The sequence below is a fragment of the Streptococcus sp. 343_SSPC genome (assembly GCF_001072385.1).
Classification (GTDB): domain Bacteria; phylum Bacillota; class Bacilli; order Lactobacillales; family Streptococcaceae; genus Streptococcus.
Map to the genome: position 1 here is coordinate 22,070 of NZ_JVKU01000023.1, position 24,459 is coordinate 46,528.

The following is a 24,459-nucleotide window of genomic DNA, read 5'->3' on the forward strand; positions in this document are numbered from 1 at the left end:
ATGACAGAAGAATTTGATGATGTATTCGAAGATGATATTACTACTCTAACATTTACTTATGCGGACGATGTAGAGATTCCAGAAATTCCTGATGCAGAAGGGATTCATGTTGTAGAGATAACAAATAATCAATTAGTTATAAAGCATATCCGCGATGATGATGAGGTCTATGATTATATAAAGAGTTTTGGATTAACAAGTCGCCCTATAAAACTTTCGATTGAATTTTGTGTTTACGAAGATTCTGAGGAAGAATAGTATTTAAATTGAATGGGGAGAATATAGGATTCAACTCATCGTCAACTCATTTGTTAAACAAGAGAAGCCAGATAACTACTGAAGGAAAGGAATTGATTTTTTAAGTGAAAATAGCGATTCTAGGACTTGGAGTCATCGGGACTACTTATGCCTACGCCTTTCAAAAAGCAGGCCATCAAGTGGAACACGTACTGAGAAATAGTAAGAAAAACACAGCTCCGAAGGAGTTGTCGGTTGATCTACTAGATGGTCGCTATCATTCCAAAGGTGAAAACAAACACGACACCTATGAGGTTCATGTGGCGGAAGCTGATTCGGAATATGATTTTATTTTTCTAAGTGTACGTCATGGTTTTGTCAAAGAAGCCGTGGAAACCTTGCGAAAAAATAATATCAAAGGCACCCTCGTTTTCTTCTGCAATTTCTGGAATACACGAAAAGATGTCCAAGAGTGGGCAGGGGACTACGACTATATTTTAGGTTTTCCGACAGCTGGAGGTCACATGCAGGAGGACCATTTGGATGGTGTCTTGTTCGACCATTTAATGCTAGAAGGTGAGCAAAAAGCACACATTTCTAACTATGGTGATCTGACGACTTTGCTGACTTCTGCAGATTTGAAGTGGGAAGTGCCTCATGATATGGTCGAGTGGATTTGGATTCACATGGCGATTAATGCGGGTGTTACTTCGACAGCTGCACGTTCAGGGAATCTGGAAAATCCAGAAGAATTGGCTTTGAACTTGATGAATAGTTCTTCGGAATTATCATTAGCCATTAAGGCCATTCGGGAAGCTTTGAAAGTCGTAGAAGCGCGTGGGGTGAATTTGAAGCTTTACAAAGCCGAACTCTTACCTTATAAAATTCCCGCTTGGATTGCCGGAAAAGCCATGAAAGTCATGTTTGCTAAAAATGAGCTGACCCGAAAAATCATGACCTTGCACAATGACAAACAGGATATCTTCTATTGTTGTCAAAGTGTTTATCAAACTGGTCAGGAATTAGGTGTCAAGATGCCTATTCTGGAAGCAAATATGAAGGGCATTTCGATTTAGGAGGTTTTATGATTCAACTCATTGTCAACGCCTTTGTTGAAAAAGAGAAGACAGGGGCAGTCGTCGAAGTCTTGTATGCTAGTAGTGATCACGAAAAAGTGAAAGCTAAGTATGAAGAGCTAATTGCACAATATCCTGAAAACTATTTAGCCATCTATGATGTCCCACTGGATACGGATTTGAATACACTAGATCACTATCCATCTGTGTGGATCGGGAAAGAAGAATTTAAATAAAACGACTGTTGGTTGCTAACTGATGTGAAACATCAAAAGAAAGGAAAATTAAACATGATTGATAGATATAGCCGCCCTGAAATGGCGAACATTTGGACTGAAGAAAATAAATACCGTGCTTGGCTTGAGGTGGAAATCTTGGCTGACGAAGCATGGGCTGAGTTGGGGGAAATTCCTAAGGAAGATGTGGCTTTGATTCGTGAAAAAGCGGACTTTGACATCGACCGTATTTTGGAAATCGAGCAGGAGACGCGTCACGATGTGGTGGCTTTCACACGTGCGGTTTCTGAAACGCTTGGTGAAGAACGTAAGTGGGTTCACTATGGTTTGACTTCTACTGACGTGGTCGATACGGCCTATGGTTACCTCTACAAACAAGCCAACGACATTATCCGCAAGGATCTTGAAAACTTCCTCAACATCATTGCTGACAAAGCGAAAGAACACAAGTTCACCATCATGATGGGTCGTACCCACGGTGTGCACGCTGAGCCGACAACTTTTGGTCTTAAATTAGCAACTTGGTACAGCGAAATGAAACGGAACATCGAGCGTTTCGAGCATGCGGCTGCTGGTGTGGAAGCTGGTAAGATTTCTGGTGCGGTTGGTAACTTTGCCAATATCCCACCATTCGTTGAAAAATACGTCTGCGACAAATTAGGTATCCGTGCTCAAGAAATCTCTACACAAGTGCTTCCTCGTGACCTTCATGCTGAGTACTTTGCAGTTCTTGCTAGCATCGCAACTTCGATTGAGCGGATGGCAACTGAAATCCGTGGTCTTCAAAAATCAGAACAACGTGAAGTGGAAGAGTTCTTTGCCAAAGGTCAAAAAGGATCTTCAGCAATGCCTCACAAACGCAACCCTATCGGTTCTGAAAACATGACAGGTCTTGCGCGTGTGATCCGTGGTCACATGGTCACAGCTTATGAAAACGTAGCCCTTTGGCACGAACGGGATATCTCTCACTCATCAGCTGAGCGTATCATTGCACCAGATACAACCATCTTGATTGACTACATGCTCAACCGTTTCGGAAACATCGTTAAGAACTTGACAGTCTTCCCTGAAAACATGGTTCGCAACATGAACTCTACATTTGGTCTTATCTTCAGCCAACGTGCTATGCTTACTTTGATTGAAAAAGGGATGACACGTGAGCAAGCGTACGACCTTGTTCAACCAAAGACTGCCCAATCATGGGATAACCAAGTCGACTTCAAACCACTTCTTGAAGCAGATCCAGAAGTGACTTCACGCCTCACTCAAGAAGAAATCGATGAAATCTTCAACCCAACTTATTACACCAAACGGGTGGATGAAATCTTCGAACGCATCGGTTTGGGTGACTAAGCCCCTTATAGACTTGATCAAAAAAAGACAAACATCTGAAGATGTTTGTCTTTTTCTTTGCCGATATCAGGTGCTCTAGGCCCTGAATTTATCATAATAAATTTTGACTGATTAAACTATTTATAGGAAGTCTATCACTAATTATAGATTATTCGTTTTACATGTTTTAGGAACTATTATTTCATGCTATAATTTGTATCATAAAAGTCTGAGGCCAGACCCCAGACTTTGAATGATCAATGATCACGATCACAAGAGATAAATTTGATTTTATAGTAGTCGCCACGTTTATAGGTTTCGCTATATTCGAGAATTTGACCGGTCGCTTCCAATTTTGTCGTCTTCACTTGACGGACAGTTGGGAAGTTTTCATCGATATTCAACACAGAAGCGATTTTGCTTGGTGTTGGAAATACAATATCATTGATTTCTTCAAAGTGTTCATCATTCATATGGATATGATAATCTTCTTTAAAGCGATCATAAATCGAACTGTAGTAATCTAAGCTCGGATAATTTGGGTTAATATATTGCTCTGGGACATAAGTCTGGTGGTAGATATAGGTATCTTCACCGATATGACGGGTCCGATCAATCTTATAATAGAATTGAGTCGGAGCGAGCCCTAGTTTATCCAAGATGTTCAGTGCGTTGCCACGCTTGATAGAGAGAACTTTTACAGTCGCTTTTTGGATAGGGAAGGTTTCAACGTCTGAAAACTCAACCAGTTTGTGTTTTCTAGCGCGCGAAACAAAGGTTCCTTTTCCTTGTTGGCGGACGATGTATCCATCGCTAGCCAAATCGTTCAAAGCACGAACAACAGTAATCGAGCTAACATTATAAATCTTAATCAGCTCGGCTTCTGTGTAAAATTTATCTCCATTTTCGAATTTGCCTGAGATAATTTGTTGCTTCAAATCATCTTTGATGTGTTGGTATTTTGGGATTGCCATGTACTTCACCTCTTCTTTCGGATATCCCTTGTTAATATTATTTTAACATATTTTTTTAAAAGTTGTTGACATTTTTTTATTAATATATTATATTAATAAATGAAAAGGGTTTCTTAGAAGGAGGTTCTCAGTATGGGGGCATTTGAAATCCGTGAAGATTTTTATTTAAATGATCAACCTTTTAAGATTTTATCTGGTGCAATTCATTATTTTCGGATCGATCGTGAGGATTGGTATCATTCCTTATATAACCTAAAAGCTCTAGGTTTTAATACTGTTGAAACCTATGTTCCATGGAATGCTCATGAGCCACAAAGAGGCCACTTTCACTTTGAAGGGAATTTGGATCTGGAGCACTTTATCCAAGTAGCTCAAGAGTTGGATCTGTATGTGATCCTCCGTCCATCGCCGTTTATTTGTTCGGAGTGGGAATTTGGGGGCTTGCCAGCCTGGTTAATCGAAGAAGACCTTCGCATTCGCTCATCGAATCCGGCCTTTCTCAAGGAAGTGGCTCGCTATTACGACGAACTCCTGCCACGTGTAGCCAAGTACCAATTGGATCGTGGGGGCAATATCCTCATGATGCAGGTCGAGAACGAATACGGCTCTTACGGCGAAGACAAAGCCTATCTTCGGGCGATCAGAGATCTAATGATTGAGCGGGATATTACTTGTCCACTCTTTACTTCTGATGGACCTTGGAGGGCGACTCTTCGAGCAGGGACTTTGATTGAGGATGGACTCTTTGTAACCGGTAATTTTGGTTCGCGAGCCAATTACAACTTCTCTCAGATGAAAGAGTTCTTTGCGGAGCATGACAAAAAGTGGCCACTCATGTGTATGGAATTTTGGGATGGCTGGTTCAATCGTTGGAAAGAACCCATCATCAAGCGAGATCCAGAAGAGTTGGCAGAAGCAGTCCATGAGGTCTTACAGGAAGGCTCAATCAATCTCTACATGTTTCATGGTGGGACCAACTTCGGATTTATGAACGGTTGCTCAGCACGAGGGACCGTGGATCTCCCACAGGTGACATCCTACGACTATGACGCTCTCTTAGATGAGCAGGGTAACCCGACTCCTAAGTACGATGCAGTCAAGCAGATGATGGCGACCTACTATCCAGAGTATCCACAGATGGATCCTCTTGTGAAGTCGAGTTTATCTGAACGAACATTGGAGTTGACCAAAAAGACTAGTTTGTTTGGCAATTTAAACAAGATTGCTCAGGTCACCGAAAGTCTTTACCCACAGACCATGGAAGAAATTGCTCATCCTTTAGGCTATCTGCTCTATGAGACAGAAGTTGAAATGGATGCGGAAGAAGAGCGCTTGCGTATCATCGATGCGCGTGATCGGGTACAGGTTTATGCCAATGATCAGCTGATTGCCACTCAATACCAAGAAGAAATCGGTCAAGATCTTTTTTTAAACGGAAAAAAGAAAACGATTACAAACTTAAAACTCTTGATCGAAAACATGGGAAGAGTCAATTATGGGCACAAACTCTTAGCGGACACCCAACGAAAAGGAATCCGAACTGGGGTTTGTATCGATCTTCATTTCAAGCTTCATTGGAAACAATATGCGCTTGATTTTAGCCAGCTGGACCGCTTGGATTTTTCGAAAGAATGGCAAGAAGGTCAACCAGCTTTTTATCAATTTGCTTTTCATCTAGATCAGGTTGAGGATACCTTCCTTGATATGACTGGATTTGGAAAAGGGATCGTTCTTGTAAATGGCCACCATATCGGTCGTTTCTGGGAAGTCGGTCCAACACTCTCCCTCTACATCCCTCATGGTTTTCTCAAAGATGGGGAAAATGAGATCCTCGTCTTTGAGACAGAGGGCACTTGGAAGGAGACCTTAAAACTTGTTTCACAACCTACATTCAAAGAAGTAAAGGGGGAAAACTTATGACTATTGTAGGATGCCGTATCGATGGACGTTTGATCCACGGGCAGGTAGCCAACCTTTGGACTACCAAACTTAATGTTTCACGTATCATGGTGATCGATGATGAAGTCGCTCAAAATGATATCGAAAAAAGTGGCTTGAAATTAGCGACACCACCTGGTGTTAAGCTTAGTATCTTGCCAGTGGCAAAGGCTGCAGAAAATATCTTGGCTGGAAAATATGACAGCCAACGTCTCTTCATCGTAGCCCGCAAGCCAGACCGCTTCCTTGGTTTGGTAGAAGCAGGTGTACCACTTGAAACCTTAAACGTAGGGAACATGTCTCAATCAGATGAGACTCGTCCGATTACTCGTTCGATCAACGTAGTGGATGCCGATGTGGAAGCTTTCCACAAGCTAGCTGAAAAAGGAGTTAAGTTAACTGCTCAAATGGTTCCAAATGATCCAGTTGAAGACTTCTTGAAGTTGCTCAAATAGTTTATAAATAAAAAAGAAAAATTTTAGGAGGAAATTGTCATGATACAATGGTGGCAAATTTTACTACTTACTTTGTACTCAGCTTATCAAATCTGTGATGAGTTGACGATCGTTTCATCAGCAGGATCACCAGTCTTTGCTGGTTTCATTACAGGACTTGTCATGGGAGATTTAAAGACAGGTCTATTTATCGGAGCTTCTCTTCAATTGACAGTGCTCGGTGTTGGTACTTTCGGTGGAGCTTCTCGTATTGACGCCACTTCTGGTGCCGTTCTTGCGACTGCCTTCTCAGTAGCACAAGGAATCAAACCAGAAATTGCGATTTCAACCATTGCCGTTCCGGTAGCAGGTCTCTTGACTTATGCAGATATCCTTGGTCGGATGAGTACAACTGCCTTTGCACACCGTATTGATGCGGCGATTGAACGCTTTGACTACAAAGGAATTGAACGCAACTACCTTCTCGGTGCTCTTCCTTGGGCTCTTTCTCGTGCCCTTCCAGTCTTCTTAGCTCTTAAGTTCGGTGGGGCTTATGTTCAATCTATTGTAGACTTTGTTGAACAATATAAATGGATTGCGAATGGTTTGACACTTGCAGGACGTATGCTTCCAGGTCTTGGATTTGCGATCTTGCTTCGTTACCTTCCTGTTCGTCGTAACCTTCACTACTTAGCACTTGGATTTGGCTTAACAGCAATGTTGACAGTGCTTTATAGCAACGTTCAAAGCCTTGGTGCTGCAGTGTCTAGCATTGTTGGTTCTGAAGTGTTCGCTAAACTTCCAAAAGAACAAGCTATTACTTTTGTTAACAACTTCAAGAGTGTATCTATGATTGGTATTGCCATTATCGGTATCTTCCTTGCAGTACAACACTTCAAAAACAGTCAACGTACAGTCGTAGCTGCTCCAGTAACTGAATCAGAAAGCGGGGAAATTGAAGATGACGAATTCTAATTACAAACTAACAAAAGAAGATTTTAAACAAATCAACAAACGTAGCCTCTTCACCTTCCAATTGGGTTGGAACTACGAACGGATGCAGGCTTCTGGTTACCTTTATATGCTTCTTCCACAATTGCGGAAAATGTATGGTGATGGCACTCCAGAATTGAAAGAAATGATGAAATTGCATACGCAATTCTTCAATACTTCACCATTCTTCCACACCATTATCACTGGTTTTGACCTTGCTTTGGAAGAAAAAGATGGTGTCAAATCAAAAGATGCGGTGAACGGGATCAAGACAGGTCTCATGGGACCATTCGCTCCTCTTGGGGACTCAATCTTTGGATCATTGGTACCAGCTATTATGGGTTCAATCGCAGCAACTTTGGCTGTTGCAGGAAACCCAGCCGGTATCTTATTGTGGATCGCTGTGGCAGTTGCTTATGACATTTTCCGTTGGAAACAGTTGGAATTTGCCTATAAAGAAGGGGTTAACCTCATCAACAACATGCAAAGTACCTTGACAGCTTTAATCGACGCAGCTTCTGTTCTTGGTATCTTCATGGTCGGTGCCTTGATCGCGTCTATGATCAATGTGGATGTCTCATGGATGCCACACATCGGGGATAAAGCTATTGATATCCAAGACATGCTTAATTTGATCTTCCCACGCTTGGTACCAGCTATCATCACAGGAGTGATCTACTGGTTGCTTGGACGTAAAGGTATGAACTCAACCAAGGCTATCTTGTTGATTATCGTCGCAGCTATTTCCTTCTCTGCCTTTGGACATTTCTTCTTTGGAATGGAATAATGGAGTAAGGTATGGCAAAACACCTAGTATTGGTCAGTCATGGTCGCTTCTGTGAAGAGCTCAAAGCCAGTACAGAAATGATTATGGGACCACAAGACAACATTCATGCCGTGGCCCTCTTGCCAGAGGAAGGTCCTGAGGAGTTTACAGCCAAGTTTGAAGCCTGTGTTGCAGACTTCGATGACTATATCGTCTTTGCGGATCTTTTGGGAGGCACTCCTTGTAATACGGTTAGTCGTCTGATTCTTGAAGGGCGCGCCATTGACCTCTATGCAGGGATGAACTTGCCAATGGTAATTGAATTTATTAATAACAGCCTGGTCGGAGGAGAAGAGGCTTATCCAGCGCGTGCACAAGAAAGCATCGTGAAGGTTAATGATCTCTTATCCAGCTTTGATGACGACGAGGATGAGTAAAATACGATAGCGAAAACCGCTTGAACATTCGGAATGGGGCTGGGACAATTGTCTCGGCCTCTTACCGCTTATAAGGCGAGTAGAAAAGAGGAGAAGCATGCTAGATTATACAAAAGAAGAACTGCTGGAACTGGGGGCTGAGATTACGACACGCGAAATTTACCAGCAACCAACAGTTTGGAAAGAAACCTATCGTCTCTATCAAGAGAAAGCAAAAGAAATCCAAGAGTTTTTAGAGGCTATTGGGAAGCGTCATGGCTACATCAAGGTCATCTTGACAGGGGCAGGGACATCAGCCTATGTGGGGGACACCTTGGTTCCGTATTTGCAGGAAGTGCACGATGAGCGCCATTGGAATTTCCAATCCATTGCGACGACCGATATCGTGGCGCATCCACAAATCTATCTCAAAAAAGAAGTGGCGACTGTCTTGGTTTCCTTCGCACGAAGTGGCAACTCTCCAGAGAGTGTCGCAACTGTGCAACTGGCCCAAGACTTGGTTGATGAACTTTATCAGATCACCATTACTTGTGCAGCAGAAGGAAAACTGGCCCAGCAAGCCCACGGAGATGAGCGCAATCTCTTGCTCTTACAGCCGAAAGAAACCAACGACGCCGGCTTTGCCATGACCTCCAGCTTTACCTCTATGCTCTTGACAGCCCTCTTGGTCTTTGATCCAAGTGAGGAAGAAATCAAGGAAAAACGAGTAGAAGAACTGATTCGTCTGTCAGAGCAAGTCTTGGAGGAAGACCGTGAGGTCAAGGAAGTTGTAGATTTAGATTTCGAACGCGTCATCTATCTGGGGGCAGGACCTTTCTTTGGGCTAGCTCACGAAGCTCAGCTCAAGATTTTGGAATTGACTGCCGGTAAAATCGCGACCATGTACGAGAGTCCTGTCGGCTTCCGTCACGGACCGAAATCCCTTATCAATGACCAAACTCTAGTTTTGGTATTTGGCTCCATTGATCCTTATACGCGTCAGTATGATCTAGATTTGGTTGGAGAAGTAGCAGGGGATCAGATTGCCCGTCAGGTCGTCCTCTTGACGGACCAAGCTGCAGGTATTGAGCAGGTACGAGAAGTGTTAGTAGAAGCTTCTGCAGACTCACTAGATATCTACCGTGCCTTCCCTTACATTATCTACGGTCAATTGATTTCTCTCTTGACTTCGCTCAAGGTTCAAAACCGCCCAGACACGCCATCACCAACTGGAACAGTCAACCGTGTTGTACAAGGAGTGGTGATTCACCCTTTTCACTAGAATGAATGATCTTGGAGGAGACAACTTGTGAAACACTATCAAAAATATCTATTTGGTCAACTGGACGGCCAAGACGTAGAAGCTTATCGCCTCGAAAATGACCTGGGTTATCAATTGTCTGTCATGACCTATGGGGCGACGATCTTAGAGTATGTGACGCCTGACAAACAGGATCAATTCGCCAATATTGTGTTGGGCTTTGACAATTTTGATGCCTATGTCGGCAATAGCCCCAAGTATGGAGCCAGCATTGGTCCAGTTGCTGGTCGGATCGCAGGGGCCAGCTTTGAGCTCAATGGTCAAACCTATCACTTAGAAGCCAATAATGGTGCCAACTGCAACCACAGTGGATCGACTGGCTGGGACAGCGCCTTGTTTAGCGTGGAATCCGTGACAGACCAAGAAATCACCCTGTACACAGAGCGTGCAGATGGTACCGGTGGTTTCCCTGGAAATCTCAAGATCTGGGTGACTTATGGCTTGACGGAAGCAGGGGAGTTGGAAATCAGCTATCGAGTAGAAACGGACCAAGATACTCTAGTTAATCCGACCAACCACAGCTATTTCAACCTATCAGGCAACTTCACACAGCCGATTAATGATCATGTCTTTCAGATCAACCATCAAGGGCTTTACCCTATCCATCCCGACGGTGTCCCTCTTCACACTGTGGACAAAGAAAGTCCGATCGTTCAGCATCTCTACCAAGCTATGCTCTTAGAGGATCTCTTTAAGGATTCGGATCCGCAAATCCGCCTGGTAGAAGGCTTGGACCATCCTTTCACTCTGCCAGAAGGGCATGAGAATGCAGGCTTTCTTTACCATCAGCCATCTGGACGTTTCTTGACCTTCAAGTCAGAAGCTCCCGTCTTGGTGGTGTATTCAGCTAACTTTGTGGATGATACTGTTTATCTGGAAGGGCAACCAATGGTTCAACACAATGGCCTGGCCTTGGAATTCCAAATCGTACCAGACGCCATTCATAGTGACCAAGCTGAAAAGGTTATCTTGAAAGCAGGTCAAGTCTTCACCAGCAAGACTAGCTACCATGCCATCGCTAAGAAATAGATAAGAAAGAGAGGGCGACAAACAAGGATGTGAAAACCTTGCTTGGAACCTCTCTTTTTTAGAAAAAATTTTTTAAAAAGACTATAAGGAAACTTTAAGCTTCCCGTCGTATACTAATACCATCATCAAAGACCTCCTAACTTTGAATGATAAAACTCCTAAAACTTTTTCATAATAATCTCCCTATAAGAGCCACCAAAACCGGTGGCTTTTTTTCTGGGAGTGAGACAGAACAATTTTTTAAAATTGCTTCGCTTCCTTATTTTTTGTCTCAGGTTGAAAAGGTTCCCCAAACCTTTTCAATTGTCTCACCCCCGCACAGGTCAAACAGTCTGGGAGACTGTTTGAGGTTTGCGGATATAGGAAACATCGTTTCCTCATTAGTAGGTAATCTTTGGAGCTATAAGAGCGAACAAAGATACCAATCAACCACTGCGTTATGTAATTATTACTAAACCTATTTCATCTAACCAAGCCTGATAGGGACGTAGACGAGTTTAGGTACATTGACGCAGTTCGAACGCTAGTGAGAACTACGATCCTTATTTCTTAACAAACGTTAGTGAGCTTAGGTACGTTGATGCAGTTTGAGCGGAGCGAAAACTACGTTCCTTATTCTTTACGAGTATCAGCGAGCTTAGGTACATTGACGCAGTTCGAACAACAGAGAGGACTACATTCCTTAAAAAGAAACAAGGTAGTTTAAGAGGGGAATCGATTCCCAATACCTAACAATCAATAATTAGTGAAATATTTGATAGAATATGATTTTAAATCATCAGAGGCATCATTTTTTGCTATAATAGACTGTATGAGTAGAATTTTAGACAATGAAATCATGGGCGATGAAGAGGCTGTTGAACGGACGCTGCGCCCACAATATTTGCATGAATATATTGGTCAAGATAAGGTTAAAGACCAGCTAAAAATCTTTATTGAGGCAGCCAAGCTTCGGGATGAAGCGCTGGATCATGTCCTTCTTTTTGGCCCTCCAGGGCTTGGGAAAACCACCATGGCTTTTGTCATTGCCAATGAACTGGGTGTCAATCTCAAGCAGACTTCCGGTCCTGTCATTGAAAAGGCTGGTGACTTAGTAGCCATCCTTAATGACTTAGAGCCGGGCGATGTCCTCTTTATCGATGAGATCCACCGTCTGCCTATGTCAGTCGAAGAAGTGCTATACAGCGCCATGGAAGATTTTTACATCGACATTATGATTGGTGCTGGCGAGACTAGCCGGAGTGTCCACCTGGATCTTCCTCCTTTCACTCTGATTGGGGCGACGACTCGAGCTGGGATGCTGTCCAATCCCTTGCGCGCTCGCTTTGGGATTACCGGACACATGGAATACTATGAGCAAGATGATTTGACAGAGATTGTCGAGCGGACCGCCGAGATCTTTGAGATGGAGATTACCCACGAGGCTGCCGAAGAGCTTTCTCTTCGTAGTCGGGGGACTCCTCGGATTGCCAACCGTTTGCTGAAGCGGGTGCGTGATTTTGCCCAGATTATGGGCGACGGCTTGATTGACGTCACCATTACAGACAAGGCCCTCTCTATGCTGGATGTGGACCATGAAGGACTGGACTATGTCGATCAAAAGATCCTGCGGACCATGATTGAGATGTACGGTGGCGGCCCGGTTGGCCTTGGGACCCTATCGGTCAATATTGCTGAAGAGCGAGAGACCGTAGAAGATATGTATGAGCCTTACTTGATTCAAAAAGGCTTTATCATGCGGACCCGGACAGGGCGCGTGGCGACCCGCAAAGCTTATGAACACCTGGGTTATCCCTACAATGGAGACTAGAAGAAGATGCTGACGGAAGAAGCGATAGTAGAGCAAATCCAAGCGGATCAAGAGATGATGACAGTCTTGGCTATTATTCGAGATCTCAACCTGGCAGATGCCTGGTTAGCAGCGGGTGCTGTGCGCAATTTTATCTGGAACCAGCTTTCTGGCAGATCAGGGTTTGACGCGTCGACAGATCTGGATCTGGTCTTTTATGACCCTACGATTAGCTATGAGGAGACTCTCCAGATCGAGCAGGAATTAAAGAAGACCTATCCCCAGTACGCTTGGGAAGTCAAAAATCAAGTCTACATGCACCAGCATAGTCCGGGGACAGCTCCTTATCGCAATGCCAGTGATGCGGTTTCCAAATACCCCGAGCAGTGTACGGCCCTTGCGGTTTGCTTAAGGAAAGATGGTCAGCTAGAGCTCTTTCTCCCCTATGGGGCAAGGGATATCGAAGATTTCGTCGTTCAGCCAACTCCACATTTTTTAGCTAGTCCCGAGCGTTTGGCGGTTTATACAGAGCGTATGCGGAAGAAAGATTGGAAACGCAAATGGCCAGCCCTTCAGATCATCCTGCCTGAATAAAAAAAGAAAGTCAGCCCACCTCAACGGTGGACAGGCTTTTTTCATCTTGCCTCAAAATTATAATTTTAGCAGATTATATTTTTCTCACATTCTGTTATAATAGAAAGGAGGTGCTGTCATGAAAAAAATTGTATTTGTGTGTTTAGGAAATATTTGTCGGAGCCCCATGGCAGAGTTTGTCATGAAGGATTTGACCAACCAGTATGAGATTGAAAGTCGTGCTACATCTAACTGGGAGCACGGGAACCCTATTCACCAAGGGACTCAAAAGATTTTTCGCAGTCATGGCGTGCCCTATGATGCGTCTAAAACATCTCTTCAAATCAGTGACCAAGATTTTCATACCTTTGATCTGATCTTAGGAATGGATGAGAACAATGTGGCTGACCTCAAACGAATGGCACCGCCTGGAACAGAGCACAAGATTCATCTCTTTGCAGGAGAAAGTGTCCCAGATCCATGGTACACAGGAGATTTCGAAGAGACCTATCGCCGTGTCCTAGCTGGTTGTCAAGAGTGGTTGGAACGAATAGAAGATTAGTTTCAGACATACTCCTTAAATGAGTAACCGGTTGAATAGAAACAGAATGAACAGAATATGGAAAAAATAAAAGAACTATATGAGACCTATAAGGTCTATGTTACGAGAGAGAATATTGAACGATTGTCCTTGGGGATTATTGTTCTGTCTGCTTTGTGGGTTTTTCTTTCCTCCATTCCTTTCGGAGGTGTTTTGACCCTCGATAAGGGAGCTATTCGCTACGACGGCAGTATCGTCCGTGGCAAGATGAATGGCCAAGGGACGGTGACTTTTGAGAACGGGGACACCTACAAGGGCAATTTTGTCAATGGGACCTTTAGTGGTTATGGAACCTTTACAGCCAAGGCTGGCTGGAAATATGAAGGTGAATTTGTCAATGGCCAACCAGAAGGCCAGGGAACCTTGACGACAGAACAAAATGTCGTTTATAAGGGAACGTTTAAACAAGGAATTTATCAAAATGCGAATTAAATGGTTTTCATTGGTACGGATAACGGGACTTCTTCTCGTTCTTCTCTACCATTTCTTTCAAAAAGTTTTTCCTGGTGGATTTATTGGAGTCGACATCTTCTTTACTTTCTCAGGATTTTTGATCACGGCTCTGCTGATTGATGAGTTTGCCCGTCATCAAAAAATTGATCTCAAGGGCTTCCTTCGACGACGCTTCTACCGGATTGTCCCTCCTTTAGTCTTTATGGTCTTGCTGGTCATGCCTTTTACCTTCTTGGTCAGACGAGACTTTATTGCTGGGATTGGGACGCAGATTGCAGCCGTCTTTGGTTTTGTGACCAACTTCTATGAGATGTTAAGTGGCGGAAGTTACGAAAGTCAGTTCATCCCCCATCTGTTCATTCATACTTGGAGTTTGGCTCTTGAAGTTCATTACTATGTCCTCTGGGCGCTCTTGGCTTGGTTTTTGGGTAAAAAAGCTAAATCAGTTGGCCAATATAGAGGCTATATCTTCCTATCTTCGACAGGTCTCTTTTTGGTGACTTTCCTGACCTTCTTTGTCGGAGCGCTGGTCACCAAGAATTTGTCCAATGTCTACTTTTCTAGTATCGCTCACGTCTTTCCTTTCTTTGTGGGGAGTGCTTTAGCGACAGTGACAGGGATTACAACGACCAGCCCAAATCTTACTCAATTAGTGAAGAAGCTATCTCTACAGAAGACGTTAGCGATTTTAGCGGGTGCTTTTCTAGTTTTATTGGTCTTGACCTTTATCCTTCCCTTTGATAGTGTTTGGACCTATTTATTTGGCTTTTTAGTAGCAACTCTTGCTGCATCTGTGATGATTGTGATGACGCGTGTCCTTCATGAAAAGACACCGAATCAGAAAGAACCAGCAGTAATTACCTTTATAGCAGATACCAGTTATGGGGTTTATCTCTTCCACTGGCCATTTTACATCATCTTTTCTCAATTAATGACCAATGGCTGGGCTTCTCTATTAACAGCGCTTGTATCCTTTAGTCTTGCTGCCTTGAGTTTCTATATTATTGAACCAACCTTGGCTGGACGTGAACCGAAGATTTTTGGGATCTCGATGGATCTCAGAAGTTTCACGAAACCACTCTTTTACAGCGCGATTCCCTTGACCTTGCTCATGTTTGGGATTGCACTCTTTGCGCCACGCGTCGGAGCCTTTGATGAAAACCTGATTACCGAAGGGCTTCGTCAATCCGACAGCAAGATGCAGATCACGCGTGCCCAAGTTGACAATGCTTCAGCGACTTCCTACAATGTATCAGATGGCGTGACCATGATCGGGGATTCTGTAAACCTCCGGGCATCAGATTATCTGAAACAAGTACTGCCAGATATCCAATTAGATGCTTTGGTGAGCCGCAATCTGGACTCGGGCTTAAAAGTATATGAAACAGATATTGCCAATAGAGTCTTACTCAAGAACGTGGTAATCGCACTTGGAACCAACTCTTCTAATAATTATCAAGAATTGTTGGATAAGTTTGTTCAAGAATTACCAAAAGGACATCGCTTAATCTTTGTGACCCCATATGATGGGCGTGAAGCCAATGATAGCAATAGCGTTACCGTTCAGACTCGACAGTATCAGCTGGAATTGGCTAAAAAATATGACTATGTCTATGTAGCAGACTGGTACCAAGTGGCTGTCGATAATCCAGAGATTTGGGCTGGAACGGATAATGTCCACTTTGGTTTAGAATCAGATGGTTCCATCGATGTTGGAGGAAACTTGTATGCCAACGTCGTGAAAGAAGCAGTTGATCAAGCCAATCAGGGGCCGGTTAAACCCTAAAATTTACTATATAATTTAAGCAATTTTCACTTGAAGAAAATTGCTTTTTTTAGTAAAATTAAGAAAACGCTTACAAAAATTGCGTGAAAATATTTGTTTGTGAAATTGAAGTGTGTTCTCAAAAAAATCCTTCAATTTTTTCTTGAAAATACTCCTGTATAGAAGGAGAAGGAGGGTTCATGGAAAAAAGTTAAAAAAATCTTTGTGAAACTATTTACAAATTTTCTAAAATAGAGTACAATAATATTGTGAAAAAATTAACAAATCGAAATTTCTTACACTATTCTTGAAAGTTTCTGAAAACAAGAAAAAGTTCCGGAAAAGGATAAGGGTTTCAAACATTGGAGGAAAGCATCAAATGGCTGATAAAAAAACTCTCTCACCTGAAGAAAAGAAACTCGCTGCTGAAAAACACGTAGACGAGTTGGTGCAAAAAGCACTCGTAGCGCTTGAAGAAATGCGCAAATTGGATCAGGAGCAAGTAGACTACATTGTGGCGAAAGCATCTGTAGCAGCTCTTGACGCACACGGTGAGCTTGCTCTTCACGCCTATGAAGAAACTGGTCGTGGAGTCTTTGAAGACAAGGCGACTAAGAACTTGTTCGCTTGTGAACACGTAGTAAATAACATGCGTCATACGAAAACAGTTGGTGTCATTTCAGAAGATGACGTCACTGGTTTGACCCTTATTGCTGAGCCTGTCGGAGTTGTCTGCGGGATTACTCCTACAACCAACCCAACTTCAACAGCAATCTTTAAAGCATTGATTTCCTTGAAGACACGGAACCCTATCGTCTTTGCCTTCCACCCATCCGCTCAAGAATCATCTGCTCATGCGGCACAAATCGTCCGCGATGCAGCGATTAAAGCAGGAGCTCCTGAAAACTGTGTGCAATGGATCACGCAACCATCTATGGAAGCAACCAGTGCCCTTATGAACCACGAAGGAGTTGCGACTATCCTTGCGACCGGTGGGAATGCCATGGTTAAAGCGGCATACTCATGTGGGAAGCCAGCTCTTGGGGTAGGTGCCGGAAACGTTCCTGCCTATGTTGAAAAATCAGCTAACATCCGCCAAGCAGCACATGATATCGTTATGTCTAAATCATTTGACAATGGTATGGTTTGTGCGTCTGAACAAGCGGTTATCATCGATAAAGAAATCTACGATGAGTTTGTTGAAGAATTCAAATCTTACCACACTTACTTCGTTAACAAAAAAGAAAAAGCCCTTCTTGAAGAGTTCTGCTTTGGTGTGAAAGCTAACAGCAAAAACTGTGCGGGTGCGAAATTGAATGCGGATATCGTTGGGAAACCAGCGGCATGGATCGCAGAACAAGCTGGCTTCTCAGTTCCAGAAGGAACCAATATCCTTGCGGCAGAATGTAAAGAAGTTGGTGAAAAAGAGCCTTTGACTCGTGAAAAATTGTCACCAGTCATCGCAGTCTTGAAATCTGAAAGCCGTGAAGACGGAATTAACAAAGCACGCCAAATGGTCGAATTCAATGGTCTTGGTCACTCAGCTGCTATCCATACAGCAGACGAAGAATTGACCAAAGAATTTGGTAAAGCAGTCAAAGCCATTCGTGTGATCTGCAACTCTCCTTCGACTTTCGGTGGTATTGGGGATGTTTACAATGCCTTCTTGCCATCATTAACACTTGGATGTGGTTCTTACGGACGCAACTCTGTTGGGGACAACGTTAGTGCCATCAACCTCTTGAATATCAAAAAAGTCGGACGCCGGAGAAATAACATGCAATGGATGAAACTACCTTCAAAAACATACTTTGAACGTGATTCAATTGAATACCTACAAAAATGTCGTGACGTTGAACGTGTCATGATCGTTACAGACCACGCTATGGTAGAGCTTGGTTTCCTTGATCGCATCATTGAACAGCTTGACCTTCGTCGCAATAAGGTAGTTTACCAAATCTTTGCAGACGTAGAACCAGATCCAGATATTACAACCGTTGAACGTGGTACAGAGATCATGCGTGCCTTCAAACCAGATACCATCGTCGCTCTCGGTGGTGGATCTCCAATGGATGCGGCTAAAGTAATGTGGCTCTTCTACGAACAACCAGAAGTGGACTTCCGTGACTTGGTTCAAAAATTCATGGATATCCGTAAACGTGCCTTCAAGTTCCCATTGCTTGGTAAGAAGACCAAATTCATTGCCATCCCAACAACATCTGGTACAGGATCTGAAGTAACACCATTTGCCGTTATCTCTGATAAAGCAAACAACCGTAAATACCCAATCGCTGACTACTCATTGACACCAACCGTTGCCATCGTAGACCCTGCTTTGGTATTGACTGTTCCAGGATCTGTTGCAGCAGACACTGGTATGGACGTTTTGACTCACGCGACTGAAGCTTACGTATCACAAATGGCTAGCGACTACACTGATGGTCTTGCTCTTCAAGCCATCAAACTTGTCTTCGAAAACTTGGAAAGCTCAGTGAAGAACGCGGACTTCCATTCACGCGAAAAGATGCACAATGCGTCAACTATCGCAGGTATGGCCTTCGCCAATGCCTTCCTCGGTATTTCTCACTCAATGGCCCACAAGATTGGTGCGCAATTCCACACAATTCACGGACGCACCAATGCGATCTTGCTTCCATACGTTATCCGTTACAACGGTACACGTCCGGCTAAGACAGCGACATGGCCTAAGTACAACTACTACCGTGCAGATGAGAAGTATCAAGATATCGCTCGTATGTTAGGACTTCCATGCTCTACACCAGAAGAAGCAGTAGAGGCTTATGCAAAAGCTGTTTACGAACTTGGTGAACGCGTAGGAATCCAAATGAACTTTAAAGCGCAAGGAATCGATGAAAAAGAATGGAAGAAACATTCTCGCGAATTGGCCTTCCTTGCTTACGAAGATCAATGTTCACCGGCTAACCCACGTCTTCCAATGGTAGACCATATGCAAGAAATCATCGAAGATGCATACTATGGTTACAAAGAACGTCCAGGACGTCGTAAATAAGGCGCTAGAGAACAACTGATGTTTATCAGCTATCCCTCGCTCAAAAGAGCGGGGGATTTTTCTTCATTTTAATGATAGAAATTTATTTTTGTGATCTGAAAATTGTCTTTTAAAAAAATCTAATAAATATGTTGCAAGCGCTTACCTTTATATGTTATAATATTCACAAAGTAAAGCTACAATAAAATGGTTTGATAAAACCAATAAAAAGGAGTCGCTTATGAAAGCAGCAACATATGTATCCGCAGGAAATCTTCAGTTGATTGATCAACCAAAACCAGTCATCAAGAAACCGACTGATGCAATTGTGCGTTTGGTAAAAACGACCATTTGTGGAACAGACCTCCATATTTTGGGTGGTGATGTTCCAGCCTGTAAAGAAGGAACCATCCTCGGTCACGAAGGAATTGGTATTGTCGAAGAAGTCGGTGATGCAGTCACGAACTTTAAGGTTGGAGATAAGGTCATTATTTCTTGTGTAACGGCTTGTAATACTTGCTACTACTGTAAACGTGGCTTGCCATCTCACTGTGAAGATGGAGGATGGATTCTTGGTCACTTAATTAACGGAACTCAAGCAGAGTATGTCCATATCCCTCACGCAGACGGCAGTCTCTATCATGCGCCAGCTTCTGTAGATGATGAAGCCTTGGTTATGCTCTCAGATATTCTCCCAACTTCTTATGAAATTGGGGTGCTCCCATCTCATGTGAAACCAGGAGACAACGTTTGTATTGTTGGTGCGGGCCCAATCGGCTTGGCAGCTCTCTTAACTGTACAATTCTTCTCACCAGCTACCATTATCATGGTAGACTTGTCTGAATCTCGTCTAGAAGCTTCTAAGAAGTTTGGTGCTACCCATACCATTTGTTCAAGTGATATTGATGAAATCAAGGCCTTTATCAATGAAGTGACCGATGGTCGTGGTGTTGATATCTCTATGGAATGTGTGGGCTATCCAGCAACCTTTGATGTCTGCCAAAATATTATCTCTGTCGGCGGTCATATTGCCAACGTCGGAGTGCATGGGAAGCCAGTTAGCTTCAATCTTGATGACCTTTGGATTAAGAACATCACGCTCAATACCGGTTTGGTCAATGCCAATACAACTGAAATGCTTCTTAATGTCTTGAAATCTGGTAAGATTGATGCGACGAAGTTGGTGACCCACCACTTCAAACTTTCAGAAGCAGAAAAGGCATACGAAATCTTCAAACATGCTGGCGAAAACAATGCCTTGAAAGTCATTATTGATAACGACCTCAGCTAAGAAGTTGGATAGATCCATCACCTAAATAAGATAGAAAAATGAGAGTGGGACAGAAATCGGTAATTCGTTAGAATTCGATTTCGTCGTCCCACCTCCGCACAGTTGAGTAGGGCTGTAAAAGCTGATGAAATCAGCGTAGTAGAGCCCACTCAACCACTGCGTCTTGCTCGACAATCAAAAAATAATTGAGAGGCTAGGACTTTTGTCCCAGCCTCATTTTTTTGCTTAAAAAGATCGTTTAAACAATAGAACATCCCAGCTATAGAATGATAGCTGGGATGTTCTATTGTTAAGTGAGATGATAAAGAAGTGTTACTATTTGCCTCGTTTGCGAGCGTATTCGTCAAAGGCGCCAGCGAAGGTTCCCATGAGTAGGGGAGTTGCGATTAGTCCAACAGTGATCCAGACGGATCCACCATCTACATGGCTGAGTTCCTGCTCGGATAAGCTTCTAAAACGTGATTCTTCGAGTTTCATGCTTGCTCCTTTCTAGTGCATGATGCCATTGATGATACTACGGCCAAAATCACGTCCAGAATTGTATAAAATATTCCATGTTTGAACGATGAATTTTGCCGAGTCAAAAACGGAGGCTCCTCCATCAATGGTCGCTAGTTCAGCTTCCGTTAGGCAAGTATAATGGATGCTTGTATCCATAGGTGTCCTCCTTAATGTAAGATCGTGTACAGTAAATCAATTGCCTCGTTCAGAATGGTGAAAGTGACCATGAAGGCAATAGCAAATTTAGGAAAGTACCCTTCTACCTGTTTGGGTGCTTTTTTATCAAGAATGCAGTATCCTGTCAAAAGGATGAGGGTGATAAATACCAGACTCATAGGTCTCCTCCTTTACCATTTCCGTGTCATATTACTATGAAATGCATCGATCAGTTTTGTTGTCCCGATATAAGCAGAAGAAAAACCGTAAGCGAAAACTAACAGAAAAGGGAGTCCCCCACCATTAATATCACTTAATTCTTCATGCGTGAGATCTTTAAATTGTACTTGGTCTATCATTGCTTTTCTCCTTCAAATTAATTATTTAAATGCTCCCCAAATGGCAGTTCCGACAGCTGTTACACCACCAGCAATAGAGCCAGATAGATAGGGATGAGCAATGATCCAAGCGATCAATGGGATAGCTCCCCCATCGACTTGTGTCAATTCTTCTTCTGCTAAGGGTGTGAATTTTTGTGTGAATTCTGTTGTCATTTAATTTTCCTTTTTCTTTCTTGTTTGTCGCCATCTAGCATCAACTGCTAGATAGATTGTAGCCGCAATGGCTAAATTAATCTGTGGTTGAAATGCAATCAGGTGTGCATCATGTAAAACAGTTAATGCGATGATGATTGCAAAGATTATAGTGTGGATAGGCCATCTCATATTTTAATAATCCTAATTTTTATTGAGAAGCAAAGCTAGGGTAATTTTCCAATAGAGCTAGCTTGTATGGGTAGCCTTTTATTCATCTTGTGTCAGCTAAGCTGATTAGATGAAGCAAGGATAAGGTCAATAGCCAATGCTGTGTTTTTCTTACGTTTCAAGGTTTTAGTTTAAAACAACATCAATGAAAGCAAGATTAATAGAACAAAAGCTTTGGTATTCTTTTTCATGTTCGGTATTCCCTTTCCTTATTTATTTGCGGAAGAAGTAATACAAAAACCATGGGATGATAATGGGAGTATAGTACATCTGTGGTCCTCCTTTCTTTTTGTTTGGTCACTTATACTATTCGTATAAAAATCTGGAAATGGTAAAAATTTCTTAAAAAATTTTAGAATGTTAGAATCTCTGAAACTAGTTTCAGAGGAATGGAAGAATAGTTTAAAATATGAAACTATTATCAAAATGGCTCGACAATATTGTAAGCGCTTTAAAAATACTATATAATAACTTTACAAGTACTCGAGTTGACGTAATAAACAAAGGAGATGGAATGTATGTCCAAGATCACAAAAGAAGAATTAATTCAACAGATCAAAGACGGCATTATCGTTTCTTGTCAGGCGCTTCCTCATGAACCTCTCTACACAGAGGCAGGAGGTGTGATTCCTCTCTTGGTCAAAGCAGCTGAGCAAGGAGGGGCGGTTGGAATCCGGGCGAATAGTGTCCGCGATATCAAAGAGATCAAGGAAGTGACAAAGCTTCCGATTATCGGAATCATCAAGAGAGATTATCCTCCTGAAGAACCATTCATTACTGCTACCATGAAAGAAGTAGATGAATTGGCCGAATTAGATATCGCAGTGATTGCCCTGGATTGTACCAAACGTCCGCGTCATGACGGTCTATCGATTGTCGACTTTATCCAGCAAGTGAAGGAGAAATATCCTGATCAACTCTTGATGGCAGATATCAGCACCTTTGAAGAAGGCTTAACAGCTGTCGAAGCAGGGGTTGACTTTGTCGGAACAACCTTATCGGGCTACACAGATTACAGCCCGAAAGTAGACGGACCGGACATTGACTTGATTCGCCAACTTTGCCAAGCGGGTGTCGATGTAATTGCGGAAGGTAAGATCCACTATCCTGCACAAGCCAAAGAAATTCATGACCTGGGTGTCAGAGGGCTTGTGGTAGGGGGAGCTATTACGCGACCTAAAGAAATTACAGAACGCTTCGTTGCGGCTTTAAAATAGAAAAAAGAACAGTAAAAAGAGACAAGGAGGAAGCCAGGAAGAGAGAAATCATCCAGTAGAAATGAGAATATTTAATAATCACCGTCCTCAGTGAGGATATACTAAGTAAGAGAAATCTTACCGCAAACGTGAGGAGAAATCACATGAAAATGAAAAAAGTACTGTGCTCGTTGGTAGCTGGTGCAGCGGTGCTAGCACTTGCAGCTTGTGGATCTGGAGGAGGATCTAAGTCTGAATCTTCAAGCGATAACTCTGGTAAAACAGAAATCACTTGGTGGGCCTTCCCAGTCTTTACTCAAGAGAAAGCTGATGATGGTGTAGGAACCTACGAAAAATCAATTATCGAAGCCTTCGAAAAAGCCAATCCAGATATCAAAGTCAAACTAGAAACCATCGACTTCAAATCTGGTCCTGAAAAGATTACGACAGCTATCGAAGCTGGAACTGCTCCAGACGTGCTCTTTGACGCACCAGGCCGGATTATTCAATACGGTAAAAATGGTAAATTGGCTGACTTGAACGACCTCTTTACAGAAGATTTTGTAAAAGATGTCAACAACGACAATATCATCCAAGCTAGTAAAGCTGGCGACACTGCCTACATGTACCCAATCAGTTCAGCACCATTCTACATGGCGATGAACAAGAAGATGTTGGAAGATGCAGGAGTTCTAGACCTTGTCAAAGAAGGCTGGACAACAGACGACTTTGAAAAAGTCTTGAAAGCTTTGAAAGACAAAGGTTACACACCAGGATCACTCTTCAGTAACGGTCAAGGTGGAGACCAAGGTACTCGTGCCTTTATCGCTAACCTTTACGGTGGTTCTGTAACAGATGAAAAAGTAACCAAGTATACAACAGATGATCCAAAATTTGTCAAAGGTTTAGAAAAAGCTTCTAAATGGATTGAAGATGGTTTGATGATGAACGGTTCTCAATTTGATGGTGGAGCAGACATCCAAAACTTCGCTAACGGTCAAACTTCTTACACCATCTTGTGGGCACCTTCACAAAACGGTATCCAAGCTAAATTGTTGGATGCAAGTAAAGTTGAAGTAGTCGAAGTACCATTCCCATCTGATACAGGCAAACCAAAATTGGAATACCTTGTCAATGGTTTTGCAGTCTTCAACAACAAGGATGAAAAGAAAGTAGCAGCAGCTAAGAAATTTGTTCAATTCATCGCGGATGACAAAGAATGGGGCCCTAAGAACGTTGTTCGTACAGGTGCCTTCCCAGTTCGTAGTTCATTTGGTAAATTGTATGATGACAAACGGATGGAAACCATCAGTACTTGGACTCAATACTACTCACCATACTACAACACAATCGACGGCTTTGCAGAAATGCGTACACTTTGGTTCCCAATGTTGCAATCTGTTTCAAACGGGGATGAAAAAGCAGAACCAGCTTTGAAGACCTTTACTGAAAAAGCAAACGAAACGATCAAGAAAAAATAGATCATCTATGAAACTCAAATGATCCTTTCATAGAAATAAGAAAGCATAGGCCCCCTCGATTTCTTATCTCCATGTGTAGATTGAAAGAGGGGGCCTTCGTGTTTTCGCTCTCCTAATTATCATATGT

26 protein-coding genes are annotated in these 24,459 nt (G+C 42.8%); 20 read left to right on the forward strand and 6 right to left on the reverse strand.

Annotated features, from left to right (window positions below; all coding sequences use genetic code 11):
* The 4 genes from ADH27_RS07410 to purB all read left to right on the forward strand — a co-directional run bounded on the left by ADH27_RS07410 (position 1) and on the right by purB (position 2,902).
* Positions 1 to 258: a hypothetical protein gene (locus tag ADH27_RS07410; RefSeq protein WP_152904106.1), complete on the forward strand. Its 258-nt coding sequence runs from the start codon at positions 1 to 3 to the stop codon at positions 256 to 258.
* Positions 259 to 362: 104 nt separating this feature from the next.
* Entirely contained in the window at positions 363 to 1,313 is a 951-nt protein-coding gene (locus ADH27_RS07415; RefSeq protein ID WP_048717075.1) for a ketopantoate reductase family protein, read from the forward strand.
* A gap of 8 nt (positions 1,314 to 1,321) precedes the next feature.
* On the forward strand, positions 1,322 to 1,549 hold the full coding sequence (locus ADH27_RS07420) for a hypothetical protein (RefSeq protein WP_048717076.1): 228 nt from the start codon (positions 1,322 to 1,324) through the stop codon (positions 1,547 to 1,549).
* 54 nt (positions 1,550 to 1,603) lie between these two features.
* On the forward strand, positions 1,604 to 2,902 hold the full coding sequence (gene purB, locus ADH27_RS07425; RefSeq protein ID WP_048717078.1) for an adenylosuccinate lyase: 1,299 nt from the start codon (positions 1,604 to 1,606) through the stop codon (positions 2,900 to 2,902).
* 236 nt (positions 2,903 to 3,138) lie between these two features.
* Here purB and ADH27_RS07430 read toward each other — a convergent pair whose 3' ends face one another.
* Entirely contained in the window at positions 3,139 to 3,855 is a 717-nt protein-coding gene (locus ADH27_RS07430) for a GntR family transcriptional regulator (protein WP_006595289.1), read from the reverse strand.
* A 132-nt stretch (positions 3,856 to 3,987) separates the two neighbouring features.
* Here ADH27_RS07430 and ADH27_RS07435 point away from each other — a divergent pair, with 132 nt between their 5' ends.
* The 14 genes from ADH27_RS07435 to ADH27_RS07500 all read left to right on the forward strand — a co-directional run bounded on the left by ADH27_RS07435 (position 3,988) and on the right by ADH27_RS07500 (position 20,234).
* On the forward strand, positions 3,988 to 5,775 hold the full coding sequence (locus ADH27_RS07435; RefSeq protein WP_048717080.1) for a glycoside hydrolase family 35 protein: 1,788 nt from the start codon (positions 3,988 to 3,990) through the stop codon (positions 5,773 to 5,775).
* Positions 5,772 to 6,248 (forward strand): PTS system mannose/fructose/N-acetylgalactosamine-transporter subunit IIB, encoded by a 477-nt coding sequence (locus ADH27_RS07440; RefSeq protein WP_023027469.1) that lies wholly within the window; start codon positions 5,772 to 5,774, stop codon positions 6,246 to 6,248. The genes ADH27_RS07435 and ADH27_RS07440 overlap by 4 nt, the downstream gene beginning before the upstream one ends.
* A 39-nt stretch (positions 6,249 to 6,287) precedes the next feature.
* Complete coding sequence (locus ADH27_RS07445; protein WP_048717082.1) at positions 6,288 to 7,202, forward strand: PTS mannose/fructose/sorbose/N-acetylgalactosamine transporter subunit IIC; 915 nt, start codon at positions 6,288 to 6,290, stop codon at positions 7,200 to 7,202.
* Positions 7,189 to 8,007 carry a PTS system mannose/fructose/sorbose family transporter subunit IID gene (locus ADH27_RS07450; protein ID WP_048717083.1) on the forward strand — a complete coding sequence of 273 codons (819 nt, stop codon included), beginning with the start codon at positions 7,189 to 7,191 and terminating at the stop codon, positions 8,005 to 8,007. Before ADH27_RS07445 ends, ADH27_RS07450 begins: the two co-directional genes overlap by 14 nt.
* 11 nt (positions 8,008 to 8,018) lie before the next feature.
* A complete protein-coding gene (locus ADH27_RS07455; protein ID WP_048717085.1) occupies positions 8,019 to 8,423 on the forward strand; it encodes a PTS sugar transporter subunit IIA in 405 nt (134 codons plus the stop codon).
* Positions 8,424 to 8,520: 97 nt separating this feature from the next.
* Positions 8,521 to 9,684, forward strand: a complete 1,164-nt coding sequence (locus tag ADH27_RS07460; protein WP_048717087.1) for an SIS domain-containing protein — start codon at positions 8,521 to 8,523, stop codon at positions 9,682 to 9,684.
* Between the two features lie 27 nt (positions 9,685 to 9,711).
* Positions 9,712 to 10,752, forward strand: coding sequence for an aldose epimerase family protein (locus ADH27_RS07465; RefSeq protein ID WP_048717089.1), 1,041 nt, complete (start codon positions 9,712 to 9,714; stop codon positions 10,750 to 10,752).
* Positions 10,753 to 11,563: 811 nt separating this feature from the next.
* On the forward strand, positions 11,564 to 12,562 hold the full coding sequence (gene ruvB / locus ADH27_RS07470; protein WP_048717090.1) for a Holliday junction branch migration DNA helicase RuvB: 999 nt from the start codon (positions 11,564 to 11,566) through the stop codon (positions 12,560 to 12,562).
* A 6-nt stretch (positions 12,563 to 12,568) separates the two neighbouring features.
* Positions 12,569 to 13,135: a nucleotidyltransferase family protein gene (locus ADH27_RS07475; RefSeq protein ID WP_048717091.1), complete on the forward strand. Its 567-nt coding sequence runs from the start codon at positions 12,569 to 12,571 to the stop codon at positions 13,133 to 13,135.
* Between the two features lie 118 nt (positions 13,136 to 13,253).
* The gene (locus ADH27_RS07480; protein ID WP_048717092.1) at positions 13,254 to 13,676 is read left to right on the forward strand and encodes a low molecular weight protein-tyrosine-phosphatase; all 423 of its coding nucleotides are present in this window, start codon (positions 13,254 to 13,256) and stop codon (positions 13,674 to 13,676) included.
* 57 nt (positions 13,677 to 13,733) lie between these two features.
* Positions 13,734 to 14,147 carry a membrane protein gene (locus tag ADH27_RS07485; protein ID WP_048717094.1) on the forward strand — a complete coding sequence of 138 codons (414 nt, stop codon included), beginning with the start codon at positions 13,734 to 13,736 and terminating at the stop codon, positions 14,145 to 14,147.
* Positions 14,137 to 15,954: an acyltransferase family protein gene (locus ADH27_RS07490; RefSeq protein WP_048717095.1), complete on the forward strand. Its 1,818-nt coding sequence runs from the start codon at positions 14,137 to 14,139 to the stop codon at positions 15,952 to 15,954. The genes ADH27_RS07485 and ADH27_RS07490 overlap by 11 nt, the downstream gene beginning before the upstream one ends.
* A gap of 358 nt (positions 15,955 to 16,312) precedes the next feature.
* On the forward strand, positions 16,313 to 18,964 hold the full coding sequence (adhE, locus tag ADH27_RS07495; RefSeq protein ID WP_048717097.1) for a bifunctional acetaldehyde-CoA/alcohol dehydrogenase: 2,652 nt from the start codon (positions 16,313 to 16,315) through the stop codon (positions 18,962 to 18,964).
* 220 nt (positions 18,965 to 19,184) lie between these two features.
* The gene (locus ADH27_RS07500; RefSeq protein WP_023027479.1) at positions 19,185 to 20,234 is read left to right on the forward strand and encodes a zinc-dependent alcohol dehydrogenase family protein; all 1,050 of its coding nucleotides are present in this window, start codon (positions 19,185 to 19,187) and stop codon (positions 20,232 to 20,234) included.
* Positions 20,235 to 20,549: 315 nt separating this feature from the next.
* Here the strand turns inward: ADH27_RS07500 and ADH27_RS10335 are convergent, their stop codons facing one another.
* The 5 genes from ADH27_RS10335 to ADH27_RS07515 are packed head-to-tail and all read right to left on the reverse strand — an operon-like array spanning position 20,550 to position 21,445.
* Positions 20,550 to 20,711: a hypothetical protein gene (locus ADH27_RS10335; RefSeq protein WP_181971108.1), complete on the reverse strand. Its 162-nt coding sequence runs from the start codon at positions 20,709 to 20,711 to the stop codon at positions 20,550 to 20,552.
* 12 nt (positions 20,712 to 20,723) lie between these two features.
* The gene (locus ADH27_RS07505) at positions 20,724 to 20,891 is read right to left on the reverse strand and encodes a hypothetical protein (RefSeq protein ID WP_023024913.1); all 168 of its coding nucleotides are present in this window, start codon (positions 20,889 to 20,891) and stop codon (positions 20,724 to 20,726) included.
* An 11-nt stretch (positions 20,892 to 20,902) separates the two neighbouring features.
* On the reverse strand, positions 20,903 to 21,070 hold the full coding sequence (locus ADH27_RS10340) for a hypothetical protein (RefSeq protein WP_006595270.1): 168 nt from the start codon (positions 21,068 to 21,070) through the stop codon (positions 20,903 to 20,905).
* Positions 21,071 to 21,082: 12 nt separating this feature from the next.
* Positions 21,083 to 21,250 carry a class IIb bacteriocin, lactobin A/cerein 7B family gene (locus tag ADH27_RS07510; RefSeq protein WP_006595269.1) on the reverse strand — a complete coding sequence of 56 codons (168 nt, stop codon included), beginning with the start codon at positions 21,248 to 21,250 and terminating at the stop codon, positions 21,083 to 21,085.
* A gap of 21 nt (positions 21,251 to 21,271) precedes the next feature.
* Positions 21,272 to 21,445, reverse strand: a complete 174-nt coding sequence (locus tag ADH27_RS07515; protein WP_048717099.1) for a Blp family class II bacteriocin — start codon at positions 21,443 to 21,445, stop codon at positions 21,272 to 21,274.
* Positions 21,446 to 22,173: 728 nt separating this feature from the next.
* Here ADH27_RS07515 and ADH27_RS07520 point away from each other — a divergent pair.
* Both ADH27_RS07520 and ADH27_RS07525 read left to right on the forward strand, forming a co-directional pair.
* The gene (locus tag ADH27_RS07520) at positions 22,174 to 22,872 is read left to right on the forward strand and encodes an N-acetylmannosamine-6-phosphate 2-epimerase (RefSeq protein ID WP_048717101.1); all 699 of its coding nucleotides are present in this window, start codon (positions 22,174 to 22,176) and stop codon (positions 22,870 to 22,872) included.
* A gap of 143 nt (positions 22,873 to 23,015) precedes the next feature.
* Positions 23,016 to 24,332 carry an extracellular solute-binding protein gene (locus ADH27_RS07525; RefSeq protein ID WP_048717102.1) on the forward strand — a complete coding sequence of 439 codons (1,317 nt, stop codon included), beginning with the start codon at positions 23,016 to 23,018 and terminating at the stop codon, positions 24,330 to 24,332.
* The last annotated feature ends 127 nt before the right edge of the window (positions 24,333 to 24,459 follow it).

Excerpts from the sequence above, each read along its gene's own strand:
- ADH27_RS07410 (WP_152904106.1), top strand. The coding sequence starts at position 1 with ATGACAGAAGAATTTGATGATGTATTCGAAGATGATATTACTACTCTA.
- ADH27_RS07420 (WP_048717076.1), top strand. The coding sequence starts at position 1,322 with ATGATTCAACTCATTGTCAACGCCTTTGTTGAAAAAGAGAAGACAGGG.
- purB (WP_048717078.1), top strand. The coding sequence starts at position 1,604 with ATGATTGATAGATATAGCCGCCCTGAAATGGCGAACATTTGGACTGAA.
- ADH27_RS07430 (WP_006595289.1), bottom strand. The coding sequence starts at position 3,855 with ATGGCAATCCCAAAATACCAACACATCAAAGATGATTTGAAGCAACAA.
- ADH27_RS07435 (WP_048717080.1), top strand. The coding sequence starts at position 3,988 with ATGGGGGCATTTGAAATCCGTGAAGATTTTTATTTAAATGATCAACCT.
- ADH27_RS07440 (WP_023027469.1), top strand. The coding sequence starts at position 5,772 with ATGACTATTGTAGGATGCCGTATCGATGGACGTTTGATCCACGGGCAG.
- ADH27_RS07445 (WP_048717082.1), top strand. The coding sequence starts at position 6,288 with ATGATACAATGGTGGCAAATTTTACTACTTACTTTGTACTCAGCTTAT.
- ADH27_RS07450 (WP_048717083.1), top strand. The coding sequence starts at position 7,189 with ATGACGAATTCTAATTACAAACTAACAAAAGAAGATTTTAAACAAATC.
- ADH27_RS07455 (WP_048717085.1), top strand. The coding sequence starts at position 8,019 with ATGGCAAAACACCTAGTATTGGTCAGTCATGGTCGCTTCTGTGAAGAG.
- ADH27_RS07460 (WP_048717087.1), top strand. The coding sequence starts at position 8,521 with ATGCTAGATTATACAAAAGAAGAACTGCTGGAACTGGGGGCTGAGATT.
- ruvB (WP_048717090.1), top strand. The coding sequence starts at position 11,564 with ATGAGTAGAATTTTAGACAATGAAATCATGGGCGATGAAGAGGCTGTT.
- ADH27_RS07475 (WP_048717091.1), top strand. The coding sequence starts at position 12,569 with ATGCTGACGGAAGAAGCGATAGTAGAGCAAATCCAAGCGGATCAAGAG.
- ADH27_RS07480 (WP_048717092.1), top strand. The coding sequence starts at position 13,254 with ATGAAAAAAATTGTATTTGTGTGTTTAGGAAATATTTGTCGGAGCCCC.
- ADH27_RS07485 (WP_048717094.1), top strand. The coding sequence starts at position 13,734 with ATGGAAAAAATAAAAGAACTATATGAGACCTATAAGGTCTATGTTACG.
- ADH27_RS07490 (WP_048717095.1), top strand. The coding sequence starts at position 14,137 with ATGCGAATTAAATGGTTTTCATTGGTACGGATAACGGGACTTCTTCTC.
- adhE (WP_048717097.1), top strand. The coding sequence starts at position 16,313 with ATGGCTGATAAAAAAACTCTCTCACCTGAAGAAAAGAAACTCGCTGCT.
- ADH27_RS07500 (WP_023027479.1), top strand. The coding sequence starts at position 19,185 with ATGAAAGCAGCAACATATGTATCCGCAGGAAATCTTCAGTTGATTGAT.
- ADH27_RS10335 (WP_181971108.1), bottom strand. The coding sequence starts at position 20,711 with ATGAAACTCGAAGAATCACGTTTTAGAAGCTTATCCGAGCAGGAACTC.
- ADH27_RS07505 (WP_023024913.1), bottom strand. The coding sequence starts at position 20,891 with ATGGATACAAGCATCCATTATACTTGCCTAACGGAAGCTGAACTAGCG.
- ADH27_RS10340 (WP_006595270.1), bottom strand. The coding sequence starts at position 21,070 with ATGAGTCTGGTATTTATCACCCTCATCCTTTTGACAGGATACTGCATT.
- ADH27_RS07510 (WP_006595269.1), bottom strand. The coding sequence starts at position 21,250 with ATGATAGACCAAGTACAATTTAAAGATCTCACGCATGAAGAATTAAGT.
- ADH27_RS07515 (WP_048717099.1), bottom strand. The coding sequence starts at position 21,445 with ATGACAACAGAATTCACACAAAAATTCACACCCTTAGCAGAAGAAGAA.
- ADH27_RS07520 (WP_048717101.1), top strand. The coding sequence starts at position 22,174 with ATGTCCAAGATCACAAAAGAAGAATTAATTCAACAGATCAAAGACGGC.
- ADH27_RS07525 (WP_048717102.1), top strand. The coding sequence starts at position 23,016 with ATGAAAATGAAAAAAGTACTGTGCTCGTTGGTAGCTGGTGCAGCGGTG.